Source organism: Pseudomonas sp. FSL R10-1350, from assembly GCF_009600525.1.
Lineage (GTDB): Bacteria > Pseudomonadota > Gammaproteobacteria > Pseudomonadales > Pseudomonadaceae > Aquipseudomonas > Aquipseudomonas helleri.
Genome location: NZ_WIVR01000032.1, coordinates 40,293 through 54,762 on the forward strand (window position 1 = coordinate 40,293; position 14,470 = coordinate 54,762).

Below are 14,470 nucleotides of genomic sequence, written 5' to 3' on the forward strand. Positions count from 1 at the left end.
TCAGACTGGAGTTGTTATGGTTGACCGGCGCGACTACGTAGCCCTCGAATGGGTTAAAGACGAGATTGCCGACACCTTGAAACAGGCGCGCACGGCGCTTGAGGACTATGTCTTGCAGCCCTCTGCCGAGGCGCTGGAGCAGTGCCTGGCATGTATTCATCAGGTGCACGGCAGCCTGCTGATGGTGGAGTTTTATGGCGCCGCCCTGCTGGCCGAAGAAACCGAACACTTGGTGGTCGCCTTGCAGGAGGGCCGGGTCAGCCAGAGCGAAGAAGCCCTGCGCCTGTTGATGCAAGCCTTCAACCAGTTGCCGCTGTACCTGGACCGCGTTCACACGGCCCGGCGTGACTGGCCACTGGTGGTGCTGCCGTTAATCAACGATTTACGCACCGCCCGTGGCGAAAGTCTGCTGTCAGAAACCAGCCTGTTCAGCCCCGATTTACAGACATTGCCGACACTGGACCAAGCCGCCCTCGCGCACTTGATCCCCGCCGAATGGCCGCGCCAGATCATGACCCTGCGCCACGCCCTGCAAGCCGCGTTAAACGGTTTGCAGGGTGAGGAAGATGTGCGCGGCAATCTGGAGCGCCTGGCCAACGTTTTCAGCCAACTTGAAAGCCTGTGCCAGGGCGCGCCCATCAACGCCTTGTGGAAAGTCGCCTCGGCCTTGCTGGACGGCATGTTGCGCGGACGTGTGGCCAATAGCCCGGCGTTGCGCAGCCTGCTCAATGAGTCCGACAAAGAGCTCAATCGCTTGCTGGCGCAAGGTATTGAGGGCGTCAACCAGCCAGCGCCGGATGAACTGCTCACCAGCTTGCTGTTTTACATCGCCAAGGCCGAACAGCCGACCACCAAAATGCTCGCGCTGAAAAACCGCTACGAGCTGGACGAAGCCATGCCCGATGCGGCCATGGTCGACGAAGAACGGGCGCGGCTGGCGGGGCCAGACCGTGACGCCATGCGTTCCGTGGTGTCGGCCTTGTGCGAAGAGCTGGTGCGGGTCAAGGAACGCCTCGATCTGTTTGTGCGCAGTGACCGTTTGCACGTCTCCGAGTTGAGCAGCCTGATGGCGCCGTTGCGCCAGATCGCCGACACCTTGGCGGTGCTCGGTTTTGGCCAGCCGCGAAAAGTCATCATCGACCAATTGGCGGTGGTTCAGGGCATCGCCCAAGGGCAGCGCGAACCGACAGACGCGGTGTTGATGGATGTGGCCGCCGCCTTGCTGTACGTCGAAGCCACGCTGGCCGGGATGGTCGGCAATGTCGAGCCGTCTTCGCGAGAAGAAAGCCGCCTGCCCACCACGGACCTGATTCAGATTCACCAACTGGTGATCAAAGAGGCGCGCATTGGCCTTGAAGAGGTCAAAGACCTGATCACTGATTTTCTGGCTGACGGCCACGACCGCCAGCACCTGCAACCGTTGCTGGGCTTGCTGACGCAGATCCGTGGCGCGCTGGCGATGATCCCGCTGCGCCGGGTTTCTGGCTTGCTCAACAGCTGCCACGACTTTGTCGAAGAGCATCTGTTGGCGGGCCCGCTGCCCGCCGACGCGCAGCTTGATCAACTGGCGGATGCGTTGATCAGCATCGAGTACTACCTGGAACGTTTGGCGCTGGACCCCGGCGCTGCGAGCGAGAAGGTGCTGGAGCGCGCAGAAAAGAGCCTGACAGCGCTGGGATACGCGCCCGCCAAGCGCAATGTGCTGGTGCTCGATGAGTCGCTGAGTTTGCCTCCCGCCAAGGCCAAGCCTGCGGTGCAGACCTCGCAAGGCCCGCAGGTGATGCAAAACCTGGCGCAGGTCTTGGCCGGCCCGCTGCCGTTGAACCCGCCCGCGCAGCATATTCCGCAGAGCTTGTTGCCGCCGCCGGTAGACGAAGAACCGGTGGACGAAGAACTGCTGGAAGTTTTTCTGGAAGAGACTGACGAAGTCTTGATTGCCCTGCACGACGCCTTGCCGCAATGGGCTGCCAACCCGGCAGACAGCGCTGCGCTGGCCGAACTGCGGCGTGCCTTTCATACGCTTAAGGGCAGCGGGCGCATGGTGCGAGCGCTGGTGCTGGCGGAACTGGCCTGGGCCGTTGAGAACTTGCTCAACCGGGTGATCGAACGCAAGGTCGCGCCGTCCCCTGCGATTGATCAGTTGCTGGAAGAGGCGCTGGTGCTCTTGCCGCAATTGATCCAGGAATTTGCCGACCACAGCCAGCGTCAGCATCACGATGTCGACCAGCTCGCGGCCCGCGCCCACAGCCTGTCCAAGGGGCGCCCGCAGCCGCTGCAGATCGAGCAGCAGAGCGCCAGTTTTGATCCGCAATTGCTGGATATCTTCCGCCAGGAAGCGCAAACCCACCTCAACAGCCTCAACCACTTTCTGGACCTGGCCAGCGAGCACGTACCGCTGTACGCCAATGACGATTTACAGTTGGCCATGCACACCCTCAAAGGCAGCGCGCACATGGCGGGCGTGCTGAGAATGGCCGAGCTGGCGGCGCCGCTGGATTACCTGGTACGTGAGTACAAGGCCCATCACCTTGAGCTGGACGTCGAAGAAATCGACTTGCTGCTTGAGGCCGACAGCTTGCTGCATCGCGGCCTCAAACAGCTGGACCTCGACCCGCTGGCCGAGATCCGTGGTGCCCGGGCCTTGATCGAACGCACCGGGCAATGGGTCAGCAAACGCCTGGACATGGCCCTGAATGCGCCTTCGGGCACGTTGACGGCCCCGCGGGACCCGCAGCTTGTCAGCGAGTTTTTGGGCCAGAGCATGGACATTCTGTTCGAGGCCGAAACATTGTTGCGCCACTGGCGGCAACACCCCCATGAGCGCGACGGCCTAAAGCGTCTTCTGGACCAACTGACCGACCTGGGCGAGTCGGCCTTTTTGCTCGACCTGCAGCCCGTCGATGCGCTGTGCGAAGCCTTGCTCGACCTGTATGGCGCGGTAGAAGAAAGCAGCCTGGTGGTCAGCGAGCGGTTCTTTCAAGAGGCCGACGAGGCCCAGGAAGCGCTGATCAACATGCTCGACCAATTGGCCGCCGGGCAAGAGATCACCCCACAACCGCAACGCATCGACGCGCTACAGGCGCTGCTGCATGAAGGCTTGGCGCCGGACGCCACCGGCTTGATCCGCCATGAAGGCAACCAGACCCTGGACATCACAGAACTGGGCGCCGCCACGGCGCAGCTGGATGCCGAGCAGGACGATGAAATCGTCGCCATCTTTATCGAAGAGGCGGTGGATATCCTCGACAGCACCAGCCATGCGTTGCGGCGCTGGATCAATGAGCCTGACAACCTGGCGCCGTTGTCCTCGCTGCAACGCGACTTGCACACGCTCAAGGGCGGCGCGCGCATGGCCGGTATCGTACCGATTGGCGACCTGGCCCACGAGCTGGAGCACTTATATGAAGGGCTGCTGGACCGCCGCTTGAGCGAGAGCCCGACGCTGGCGCGCCTGCTGGAACTCTGCCATGCGCAACTGCTGGTGATGCTCGAACAACTGCGTCACCACACGCCTCTGGACGAACCCACTGAACTGATCGAGGCCATTCGTACCCTTCGGCACAGCAGCGCGGCCTCTGTAGAGCCGAGTAACGCCACGCCAGCGGCAACGCCTGCCGGGCCGCAAAACGGCATCGACCCGGAGCTGCTGGATATCTTTCTGGAAGAGGCGTTTGACCTGCTGGAAAGCTCCGGTGCGGCCTTGGTGCGTTGGCAGGCCGAGCCGCAAAACACCGTTGAAGACGAAAACCTGCTGCGCGACCTGCACACCCTCAAAGGCGGGGCGCGGATGGTCGAAATCAGCGCCATTGGGGATTTTGCCCACGAGTTGGAAACCCTGGTTGAAGACATTTCGTTGGGTTTTCTGTCGCCCAGCGCTGAATTGTTTACCTTGCTACAACGCAGCCACGACCAGTTGGCGCAAATGCTCGACGCCTTGCGCAGCGGCCAGCCGGTGCCGTCGCCGCAGGTGTTGATCGAGCATATCCAGCGGGTTGAGCGCAGCGTCCGGCAAGCCGTGCAGAGCCCGGCGGTGAACAAGCCTGACCCCGCCGCCGGGTTGCTTCCCGAAGCCGAGCGCACGGGGCTGGACATGCTCAAGGTCCCGGCCGAACTGCTCGAAGACCTGGTCAACCTGGCGGGCGAAACCTCGATGATTCGCGGGCGTCTGGAGCAGCAGGTCAATGACGGCAAAATCGCCCTCAACGAAATGCAGACTACCCTTGAGCGCATGCACGACCAGTTGCGTCGGCTCGACACCGAGACCCAAAGCCGCATTCACAGCCGTCAGCACGCCGAAGTCGATGGCCTGGCTTACGACGAGTTTGACCCGCTGGAAATGGACCGCCATTCCCAACTGCAACAATTGTCGCGGGCGCTGTTTGAGTCAGCCTCGGACTTGCTCGACCTCAAGGCCACCCTGGCGGCGCGCAATCAGGACGCCTACAGCCTGTTGCAGAAACAGGGGCGGGTGAACACTCAATTGCAGGAAGGTCTGATGGGCACCCGCATGGTGCCGTTCGAACGGGTGTTGCCGCGCCTCAAACGTGTGGTGCGCCAAGTGGCCTCCGAGCTGGGCAAGCAGGTCGAGTTCAGCGTGATCAACGCCGAAGCTGAAATCGACCGCAATGTACTGGAACGCATGGTCGCGCCGCTTGAGCACATGCTGCGCAATGCCGTGGACCACGGGCTTGAGCCTACCGACGTCCGCGAGGCCAGCGGCAAGCCGGCGCAGGGGCTGATTACCCTGGAGCTGTCCAACGAAGGCGGCGACGTGGTGTTCGACATTCGCGATGATGGCGCCGGGGTGCCGCTCGAAGCGGTGCGGCGCAAGGCCATCCTGCGCGGTTTGTTGGACCCGCAAATGATGGTCAGCGACCGTGACGTGTTGCAGTTCATCTTGCAGCCGGGCTTCTCTACCGCTGAAAAAATCACCCAGATTTCCGGGCGCGGCGTCGGCATGGACGTGGTTCACGAAGAAGTGCGCCAACTGGGCGGCAACATGACCATCGACTCGGTGCCGGGCCAAGGGGTGCACTTTCAGATCCGACTGCCGTTCAGCGTGTCACTCAACCGTGCCTTGATGGTGCAGTGCAGCGACGAGCAATACGCCATCGCGCTTAACACCGTTGAGGGCCTGGTGCGCGTGATGCCCAACGAGCTTGAAGACTATTACCAGCTCGACCCGCCCATGTACCACTACGCGGGCCAGGATTACGACCTGCGTTACCTGGGCGAACTGCTGCAAACCGTGGGTAAGCCCCAACTGATCGGGCAAAACCATTCGCAGCCGGTGTTGCTGGTGCATTGCAATGACCAGAGGGTGGCCTTGCACGTGGATGCGCTGGCGGGCTCGCGTGAAATCGTGGTCAAAAGCCTTGGGCCGCAATTTACCGGGGTGCAAGGTGTGTCGGGGGCGACCATTTTGGGCGACGGCCGCGTGGTGCTGATCCTTGACCTGTTGGCCTACCTGCGTGCGCATCAGGCGCGTCAGCCCTTGCAGCAGGCAATCAATGAAGCCAACGGCGTACTTGAATTCACCCCGGCGGTGCGCCCGCCGCTGGTTTTGGTGGTCGACGACTCAGTGACCGTACGCAAGGTGACCAGCCGTTTGCTCGAGCGCAACGGCATGAACGTCATCACGGCCAAAGACGGCGTCGACGCCATGAGCGTGCTCGAAGACCATATCCCGGACCTGATGCTGCTGGACATCGAAATGCCGCGCATGGACGGCTTTGAAGTGGCCACCCACGTGCGCAACAGCCCGCGTCTCAAAGACCTGCCGATCATCATGATCACCTCGCGTACCGGGCAAAAGCACCAGAACCGCGCGATGGCGATTGGCGTCAACGACTACCTGGGCAAGCCGTATCAAGAGTCGGTGTTGCTGGAGCGCATTGCCTACTGGAGCAACTTCCATGCTTGATCACCGCGTCGGCAGCCTGACCTGCTTGCTCTTGCCGTTGGCCGACCGCTACCTGCTCCTGCCCAACGTGGCGATTGCCGAACTGATCGACTGGCAGCGTGGCGAGCCGAGCATCGACTCACCGTCCTGGCACGTCCGGCAAATCAACTGGCGCGACCGCGAACTGCCCCTGATCAGCTTCGAAGCGGCCTGCGGCGGCCCCTTGGTCATCGGCGAGCGTGCGCGCATCGTCATCCTCAACACCCTGAGCGGCGACCCGCGCCTCAAATTCATCGGCCTGGTGGTGCAAGGCATCCCGCGTTCCTACCGGCTCGACAGCCAACTGAGCTTCGTCGACGTGCCCCTCAGCCCGTTCGAACGGGCGGCGGTGCAAGTGGGCGAGAGCGTGGCAAAAATCCCGGATTTACTGGGATTGGAGAGGCTGGTGCTGTCGGGTAGCGAGCCCGAAACACCCGACCCCGTGTAGGAGCGAGCTTGCCTCGCGATCTTTTGATCGTTGAAAAGATCGCGAGACAAGCTCGCTCCTACAGGGGGCTGTGCAGTCTTTAAACCATAAGTGGCGACTTGATAAGTCCCAAAAAGGGACCTATCGTTCCCTTTTTGGGACTTATTGTGGGTTGTAACCATGTTGTCTCTAAGCGATGCGCTGTTTACTAATACGCAACAGAAAGTATTGGGCTTGCTGTTTGGCAAGCCTGACCAGAGTTTTTATGTGAATGAAATAGCGCGTTGGGCGCAGGTAGGAAAAGGCAGCTTGATGCGTGAACTAACACGTCTTGAGCAGTCAGGAATCCTCACGGTCACCCGCCGAGGAAATCAGGCTCACTATCAGGCAAATGCTTTGTGCCCCATCTTCAATGAGTTGCTGGGCATTGTGCGCAAGACTGCCGGGCTCTCTGATCCGCTGCGTGCAGCCCTTGAGCCCTTTTTCGAGCGACTGCAATGGGCGTTTGTGTATGGCTCGATTGCCAAGGACCAGGCCCATGCGGCCAGCGATATTGACCTCATGCTCATTGGTGAAGACCTGCACTACAGTGACGTTATGGAGTGCCTGATGCCGCTTGAAGAAGCGCTCGGTCGCACCATCAATCCTACGCTTTACAGCGCGCAAGACTGGGCCGCCAAAATGGCTGCGGGGAACAGTTTTGTACAGCGGGTAGGGCAGCAGGAAAAAATCACGCTGATAGGTCGAGATCCACTGGAGCCCAAGGATGGAGAAAAATGACAGTCTGGAAAATCTCGTACGCAGTGGAGGGCTGAAAGCTGAACCACCCGACGGCAAAGAGTGCGAAGGGCTGATGCGTTCTGCAATTGATCGCCTGAAAGATGCAAGCAATGCACAACTGTCGTTTTCCAGCCGCTTTGACCTCGCGTACAACGCAGCCCATGGCATTGCGCTCACCGCTTTGCGCCTCTGTGGCTATCGGTCAGACCGACGTTATTTAGTCTTTCAAAGCCTCATTCACACCGCAGGCACAGACAAAGTGCAGGTCCGACTTTTTGCCTTGTGTCATGAAAGGCGCAATCTCGCTGAATACGAAGGCTACATGGATGAAGATGAGGCATTGCTGCAGGGTTTGATCAGCAGCACTCAACACCTGCTTGAACGGGTCACGGGGTTAAAGAGTCAGACTTTTGGTAGTTAGACTTATTGACGGTGATCGTTCAATCGCTCAAAAGCCTGGCCTGCGGGCCAGTTAAGTGGCGCCCGTTCAGGTGTGGCGCCTGAGGATCACCCCTTGCCCTTTAAGGTCACGACCTTGGCCCTTATGTTGTAACAAGTGGCACCGTCGCACTATCGGCTATTGAGGATGTTGCACATGTATCACGGGGAAAAGCTCAACGCCTGGACCCATTTGGTGGGGGCTGTGGCGGCTGCGGCAGGCAGTATCTGGTTGTTGGTGGTGGCGTGTCTGGACGGGAGTCCGCAAAAAATTGTCAGCGCGGCCATTTATGGCGTGACGCTGGTGCTGCTGTACAGCGTGTCGACGGTTTACCACAGTGTGCGTGGGCGTTCGAAGGTGATCATGCAGAAGTTTGATCACCTGTCGATTTACTTGTTGATTGCCGGCAGTTACACACCGTTTTGCCTGGTGACGCTGCACGGGCCGTGGGGCTGGTCGCTGTTCGGGATTGTCTGGGGCATGGCGGTGATCGGCATGCTGCAAGAGATCAAGCCGCGTTCTGAAGCGCGCATTTTGTCGATCGTCATTTACGCGGTGATGGGCTGGATTGTGCTGGTGGCGGTCAAGCCTTTGCTGGCTGCACTAGGGACCGCGGGCTTTATCTGGCTGGCCACGGGCGGGGTGATGTACACCGTGGGGATTATCTTCTTTGCCCTCGATCGCCGCCTGCGGCATGCCCACGGCATTTGGCACTTGTTCGTCATCTGCGGCAGCCAGCTGCACTTTGTGGCCATCGCGCATTACGTGATTTAGACGACTATAGGCGCCCGCTTGTCTTGTGAACTTTTAAAAAGATCAAAAGATCGCGAGACAAGCTCGCTCCTACCGATTTGCGGTGCTGCGATCGGGCGCGCAGCGGCCGTAAACCCGCTCAATAGCCAAGATCAAAAGGCCGTATTACGCTTTTTTCAGCGGCTTTTTGGTGTCGCTGCGGATTTGCGCGTGGCTGATCAGGGCGAAGATAAAACTGCCGCCGACGATGTTGCCGGCCAGTGTCGGACCGGCAAAGATCAGCCAGAAGTCTTTCCACGGCAATTCGCCCGCAAAGACCAGATAGGACACCTCAGCGGTGCCGACCACGATGTGGGTAAAGTCACCGAGCGCCATCAGGTAGGTGATGAGGATGATGATCCACATTTTGGCGCTCTCCATGGACGGGATCATCCAGACCATGGTTGCAATCATCCAGCCCGAGACAATGCCTTTGGCGAACATTTGGCTGACGTCGTTTTCCATGACCTTGCGCCCGATTTCCAGAAAGGCCTCGTCGGTCGGGGTATCGAAAATCGGCAAATGCAGCATCACGTAGGCCACCAGAAAAGTACCCATCAGGTTGCCGATCAGCACCACGGACCAGAGCCGGAACAACCGCCCGAAGTTATTCAGAGTGGGTTTGCTCATGATCGGCAATACCGCCGTCAGGGTGTTTTCAGTGAACAATTGCTGGCGAGCGAGAATGACCGCCAAAAAGCCCGCGCAGTAACCAAAGCTGGCGATGACCTTGAACCCTTCGGCGTCGGGCAGGCGAGAGTTGAGCAAGCCCATGGCCATTAACGACAAGCCCATGGTCAGGCCCGCCGCCAGGGCTGACCAGAACAGGGCGGCAATGCTGCGCTCCAGCTCCTGATCACCTTGCAGGCGAATGATTTCGTGCAGGACAGCGGCACGCGGTGGCTGGTTTTTGCTGATGTCGTGCTTTTCATCAGGCGACAGATTGGGCGTTTTACCGCTGTTTTCAGTGTTCATGAGCGCATGACCGGTGGCGTGTATAAGCGTACGACACGCGCCATCGGTAGCTGTTCACTGAAAACCTGTAATCGCTGCCGCAGCCCGCGGCAGCGGGGACAAGATCAAAGGTAATCAGGCCTGATTTTCATCCTGGAACTGGTCTTTGACGTACTTGATCTCGGTGCGGCCGTGCGGTGCTGGCAGGCCGTCTTCACCGAGGTTGACGAAGACCATTTTGTCGACCGTCAGGATGCTTTTGCGGGTGATCTTGTTGCGCACTTCACAGGTCAGGGTGATCGAGGTGCGACCAAACTCGGTGGCGGTGATGCCCAGCTCGATGATGTCGCCCTGGCGCGAGGCGCTGACAAAGTTGATTTCGGAGATGTACTTGGTCACGACGCGCTGGTTGCCCAACTGAACAATGGCGTAGATCGCCGCTTCTTCGTCGATCCAGCGCAGCAGGCTGCCACCGAACAGGGTGCCGTTGGGGTTGAGGTCTTCGGGTTTAACCCATTTGCGGGTGTGAAAATTCATGTTCGCTCCTGACCGTCTTGCCTTAGATGCCGGCCATGATGTCAGACCTCGGCCCTCAGCTCTATTAACCTTGGACTATGGTCTCGATTAAGCAAATAAAAAAGCCTTGGATAAACCCTTGGGAACCCAGGCGCGGATGGCTATAATCTCCCTCGCTTCAAAAACGGTCATGTTCACCCGGTACCGTTTTCCCGCCACCTGTCCGAGGGGCGCTGCAGCAGGTTTAACCTGTCAGGCTCGGATGGGGCGTTGTTTGTTCAGGGTTCCCTGGGCAAGCACTAAACGCACAACGGCGCCCATTCGCGATTAAACGAATGGAGGCTCTTAATGAGCGCTGTAAACACGCCTGCAGGTTTTACCGACTATAAAGTCGCTGATATGTCCCTCGCCCAATGGGGCCGTCGCGAAACCTTCATCGCTGAATCCGAAATGCCGGCCCTGATGGGTCTGCGTCGTCGGTATGCCGCAGAACAACCGCTCAAGGGCGCGAAGATTCTGGGCTGCATCCACATGACCATCCAGACTGCCGTGCTGATCGAAACCCTGGTTGCCCTGGGTGCCGAAGTGCGTTGGTCGTCGTGCAACATCTTCTCGACTCAAGACCAGGCCGCTGCCGCTATCGCTGCTGCCGGTATCCCGGTATTTGCCTGGAAAGGCGAGACCGAAGAAGAGTACGAGTGGTGCCTGGAGCAAACCATCTTGAAGGATGGCCAGCCTTGGGACGCCAACATGATCCTCGACGACGGCGGCGACCTGACCGAGCTGCTGCACAAGAAATACCCGGCCATGCTGAAAAAGATCCACGGCGTGACTGAAGAAACCACCACCGGCGTACACCGTCTGCTGGACATGCTGGCCAAAGGCGAGCTGATGATCCCGGCGATCAACGTGAACGACTCGGTGACCAAAAGCAAAAACGACAACAAGTACGGCTGCCGTCACAGCCTGAACGATGCGATCAAGCGTGGTACTGACCACCTGCTGTCCGGCAAGCAAGCGCTGGTGATCGGCTACGGTGACGTGGGCAAGGGCTCGGCCCAGTCCCTGCGTCAGGAAGGCATGATCGTTAAAGTTTCCGAAGTTGACCCGATCTGCGCCATGCAAGCGTGCATGGACGGCTTTGAAGTGGTTTCGCCGTTCATCAACGGCCAGAACGATGGCACAGAAGCGAGCATCGACAAGGCCCTGCTGGGCAAGATCGACCTGATCGTGACCACCACCGGTAACGTCAACGTGTGCGACAAGAACATGCTGGCTGCACTGAAAAAACGCGCTGTGGTGTGCAACATCGGCCACTTCGACAACGAAATCGACACCGCTTTCATGCGCAAAAACTGGGCATGGGAAGAAGTGAAGCCACAAGTGCACAAGGTACACCGCACTGGCGCTGGCGAGTTCGACCCACAGAACGACGACTACCTGATCCTGCTGGCCGAAGGCCGTCTGGTAAACCTGGGCAACGCCACAGGTCACCCAAGCCGCATCATGGACGGTTCGTTTGCCAACCAGGTTCTGGCGCAGATCTTCCTGTTCGCCCAAAAATACGCTGACCTGCCTGCTGAACTGCAAGCTGAGCGTCTGACCGTAGAAGTACTGCCGAAGAAACTGGACGAAGAAGTGGCCCTGGAAATGGTTCGCGGCTTCGGTGGCGTGGTTACTCAACTGACCCAGCAACAAGCCGACTACATCGGCGTGACGGTTGAAGGTCCGTTCAAACCTGAAGCGTACCGTTACTGATTGGATCGCCAAGCCCGCCCCCTGATGGGGGCGGGCTTGTATTCGGCTTTTGTATTGCCAAGGATTTGACCATGTCCCAAGACCGTCGTTACAGCTTCGAGTTCTTCCCGACCAAGACCGATGCTGGACATGAAAAACTGATGAACACGGCTCGCCAGCTGGCGACCTACAACCCGGATTTTTTCTCCTGCACCTACGGTGCCGGTGGCTCGACCCGTGACCGCACGATCAACACCGTGCTGCAACTGGAGAGCGAAGCCAAGGTCCCTGCCGCCCCGCACTTGTCGTGTGTCGGTGACAGCAAGGACGACTTGCGTGGCCTGCTGACCCAGTACAAGGGTGCAGGTATCAAACGTATTGTCGCGCTGCGTGGCGACCTGCCTTCGGGTATGGGGATGGCCAGCGGTGAGTTGCGCTATGCCAATGACCTGGTGAGCTTCATTCGTGAAGAAACCGGCGATCATTTCCATATTGAAGTGGCGGCATACCCTGAGATGCACCCTCAGGCACGCAATTTCGAAGACGACATCAGCAACTTCGTGCGCAAGGCCAACGCTGGCGCCGACAGTGCGATCACCCAGTACTTCTTTAACGCCGACAGCTACTTCCGCTTTGTTGAGCGCGTACGTGCCGCCGGCGTCATGATCCCGATTGTGCCGGGCATCATGCCGATCACCAACTACAGCAAGTTGGCGCGTTTCTCGGACGCTTGTGGTGCAGAAATCCCACGTTGGATTCGCAAGCAACTGGAAGCCTACGGCGATGATGCGAACAGCATCCAGGCGTTTGGCGAGCAAGTGATCAGCGAAATGTGCGAGCGTTTGCTCGATGGCGGCGCACCGGGCCTGCACTTCTACACCTTGAACCAGTCTGAGCCGAGCCTGGCGATCTGGAACAACCTGAAGCTGCCACGCTGATCCACAGCGCATTGCCCTTGTGGGAGCGGGCTTGCTCGCGATAGGCGTCACCCGGTTTGCTGATAAACCGTGGTGCTACCATCGCGAGCAAGCCCGCTCCCACGGGTTATGTGGCTTGTGCCCCTACAAAACCGTTGAGCAGCATGAAATCGGCGCGCCGTGATTGCTCTGTTATACTCCGGGTTTTCCGCCAGGCTTACGCCCGGCCGCTCGTCCTTGTACCCGGCATTCAACCCCGTGACTGCGCAGCTTCCAGCCCGCGCGAGCGATGTGAATGAGCCTCAGGACTGGAGCAGGACCGGACGGGATTGCGTCACCTTAAACGCCATTCACGCCAGGCAAGACTATCCCTTTGGGCCAAGCCCTAACTAGAACAGGATTACTCATGTCCTTTGCTTCCCTCGGTCTCTCCGAGGCTTTAGTCCGCGCCATTGAAGATGCGGGCTATACCGAGCCTACTCCGGTGCAACAGCGGGCCATTCCCGCCGTGTTGCAAGGTCGCGATTTGATGGTTGCGGCCCAGACAGGTACTGGTAAAACCGGCGGCTTCGCTCTTCCGATTCTGGAAAAGCTGTTTCCCAACGGCCACCCGGACAAATCCCAGCGTCACGGCCCACGCCAACCCCGCGTGCTGGTCCTGACCCCGACTCGCGAACTCGCAGCCCAAGTGCACGAGAGCTTTAAGCTCTATGCCCGCGACCTGAAGTTCGTCAGTGCCTGCATCTTCGGCGGCGTCGGCATGAACCCGCAGGTTCAAGCCATGTCCCGCGGTGTTGACGTGCTGGTGGCGTGCCCGGGTCGTTTGCTCGACCTGTGTGGCCAGGGCAGCGTTGACCTCTCTCACGTAGAAATTCTGGTGCTCGATGAAGCCGACCGGATGCTCGACATGGGCTTTGTCCATGACGTGAAAAAAGTCCTCGCGCGTTTGCCTGCCAAACGTCAGAACCTGCTGTTCTCGGCGACGTTCTCCAAGGACATCACCGACCTGGCCGGCAAGTTGCTGCGCAACCCTGAGCGCATTGAAGTGACGCCGCCCAACACCACGGTTGAGCGCATCGAGCAGCGTGTTTTCCGCCTGCCTGCGACCCACAAGCGTGCCTTGCTGGCCCACTTGATCACCGCAGGTGCCTGGGAGCAGGTGCTGGTGTTCACGCGTACCAAGCACGGTGCCAACCGTTTGGCTGAATACCTGGACAAACACGGCCTGAGCGCTGTGGCCATCCACGGTAACAAGAGCCAAAACGCGCGTACCAAAGCCCTGGCCGACTTTAAAGCCGGTTCTGTGCGCATTCTGGTTGCCACCGACATTGCAGCGCGTGGCCTGGACATCGACCAGTTGCCGCACGTGGTCAACTTCGAACTGCCGAACGTAGATGAAGACTACGTTCACCGTATCGGCCGTACGGGCCGTGCCGGTCGTTCGGGCGAAGCGATTTCCCTGGTCGCACCCGACGAAGAAAAACTGCTCAAAAGCATTGAGCGCATGACCAAACAGAAGATCGCTGATGGCGACCTGATGGGTTTTGACGCCAGTGCCGTAGAAGCTGAAAAGCCTGAAGTGCGCGAGCGTCCGGATGTGCGTAACCCGCGCAACCCGCCACGTGGCCCACGCGGCGACGGTCCGGGTAATCCGGGCGGTGGCGGCGGTCGTAAAGACAAAGGCAAAGACAAGGGCAAAGAAAAACCTGCAGCGGCACGCGGCGAGCGTCCAGCCCGTGAGCAAAAGCCACGCAGCGCCCAGCCTGTCCGTGAGCAGCGTCAGCCAACCCCTCGTGCCGACGCCAACCGTGCGCCGGACGAGTTCCGTGATGACGATGTGGATAACTTTGGTAACCGCGCTGATTACGTCAGCCCGTACCAAAACAAAAACAACCAGGGCCGCGACCGTCGTCCGGGCGCTCCGGCGCAAGGCGCTGGCACTCCGGCCCGTTCGGGTGGTCGTCAAA

General features: G+C 59.5%; 10 protein-coding genes and 1 riboswitch. Of the genes, 8 read left to right on the forward strand and 2 right to left on the reverse strand.

What is annotated here, in order from left to right; genetic code table 11:
* Nucleotides 1–16 precede the first annotated feature (16 nt).
* From GHO25_RS15320 to GHO25_RS15340, 5 genes are all read left to right on the forward strand, one after another.
* Nucleotides 17–5,923 carry an Hpt domain-containing protein gene (locus tag GHO25_RS15320; protein WP_153391148.1) on the forward strand — a complete coding sequence of 1,969 codons (5,907 nt, stop codon included), beginning with the start codon at nt 17–19 and terminating at the stop codon, nt 5,921–5,923.
* Nucleotides 5,916–6,389 carry a chemotaxis protein CheW gene (locus GHO25_RS15325; protein WP_153336376.1) on the forward strand — a complete coding sequence of 158 codons (474 nt, stop codon included), beginning with the start codon at nt 5,916–5,918 and terminating at the stop codon, nt 6,387–6,389. Before GHO25_RS15320 ends, GHO25_RS15325 begins: the two co-directional genes overlap by 8 nt.
* Nucleotides 6,390–6,548: 159 nt before the next feature.
* Nucleotides 6,549–7,148: a transcriptional regulator gene (locus tag GHO25_RS15330; RefSeq protein ID WP_153391149.1), complete on the forward strand. Its 600-nt coding sequence runs from the start codon at nt 6,549–6,551 to the stop codon at nt 7,146–7,148.
* Nucleotides 7,135–7,569: a hypothetical protein gene (locus tag GHO25_RS15335; protein ID WP_153391150.1), complete on the forward strand. Its 435-nt coding sequence runs from the start codon at nt 7,135–7,137 to the stop codon at nt 7,567–7,569. Before GHO25_RS15330 ends, GHO25_RS15335 begins: the two co-directional genes overlap by 14 nt.
* A 174-nt stretch (nt 7,570–7,743) precedes the next feature.
* Nucleotides 7,744–8,361 (forward strand): hemolysin III family protein, encoded by a 618-nt coding sequence (locus GHO25_RS15340; protein WP_153391151.1) that lies wholly within the window; start codon nt 7,744–7,746, stop codon nt 8,359–8,361.
* A 144-nt stretch (nt 8,362–8,505) separates the two neighbouring features.
* Here GHO25_RS15340 and GHO25_RS15345 read toward each other — a convergent pair whose 3' ends face one another.
* Together GHO25_RS15345 and GHO25_RS15350 are read right to left on the reverse strand one after the other, a co-directional pair.
* Nucleotides 8,506–9,354, reverse strand: coding sequence for a formate/nitrite transporter family protein (locus tag GHO25_RS15345; protein WP_153391152.1), 849 nt, complete (start codon nt 9,352–9,354; stop codon nt 8,506–8,508).
* A 114-nt stretch (nt 9,355–9,468) separates the two neighbouring features.
* Nucleotides 9,469–9,870, reverse strand: coding sequence for an acyl-CoA thioesterase (locus tag GHO25_RS15350; RefSeq protein ID WP_047279442.1), 402 nt, complete (start codon nt 9,868–9,870; stop codon nt 9,469–9,471).
* Between the two features lie 198 nt (nt 9,871–10,068).
* A riboswitch (S-adenosyl-L-homocysteine riboswitch) is annotated at nt 10,069–10,175 on the forward strand.
* Between the two features lie 22 nt (nt 10,176–10,197).
* Here GHO25_RS15350 and ahcY point away from each other — a divergent pair.
* The 3 genes from ahcY to GHO25_RS15365 form a co-directional block, all read left to right on the forward strand.
* A complete protein-coding gene (gene ahcY, locus GHO25_RS15355) occupies nt 10,198–11,607 on the forward strand; it encodes an adenosylhomocysteinase (protein WP_153336378.1) in 1,410 nt (469 codons plus the stop codon).
* Nucleotides 11,608–11,678: 71 nt separating this feature from the next.
* Complete coding sequence (gene metF / locus GHO25_RS15360; RefSeq protein WP_153327180.1) at nt 11,679–12,524, forward strand: methylenetetrahydrofolate reductase [NAD(P)H]; 846 nt, start codon at nt 11,679–11,681, stop codon at nt 12,522–12,524.
* 385 nt (nt 12,525–12,909) lie between these two features.
* The coding region (locus GHO25_RS15365; RefSeq protein WP_153391153.1) for a DEAD/DEAH box helicase at nt 12,910–14,470 on the forward strand (1,561 nt) is incomplete at its 3' end.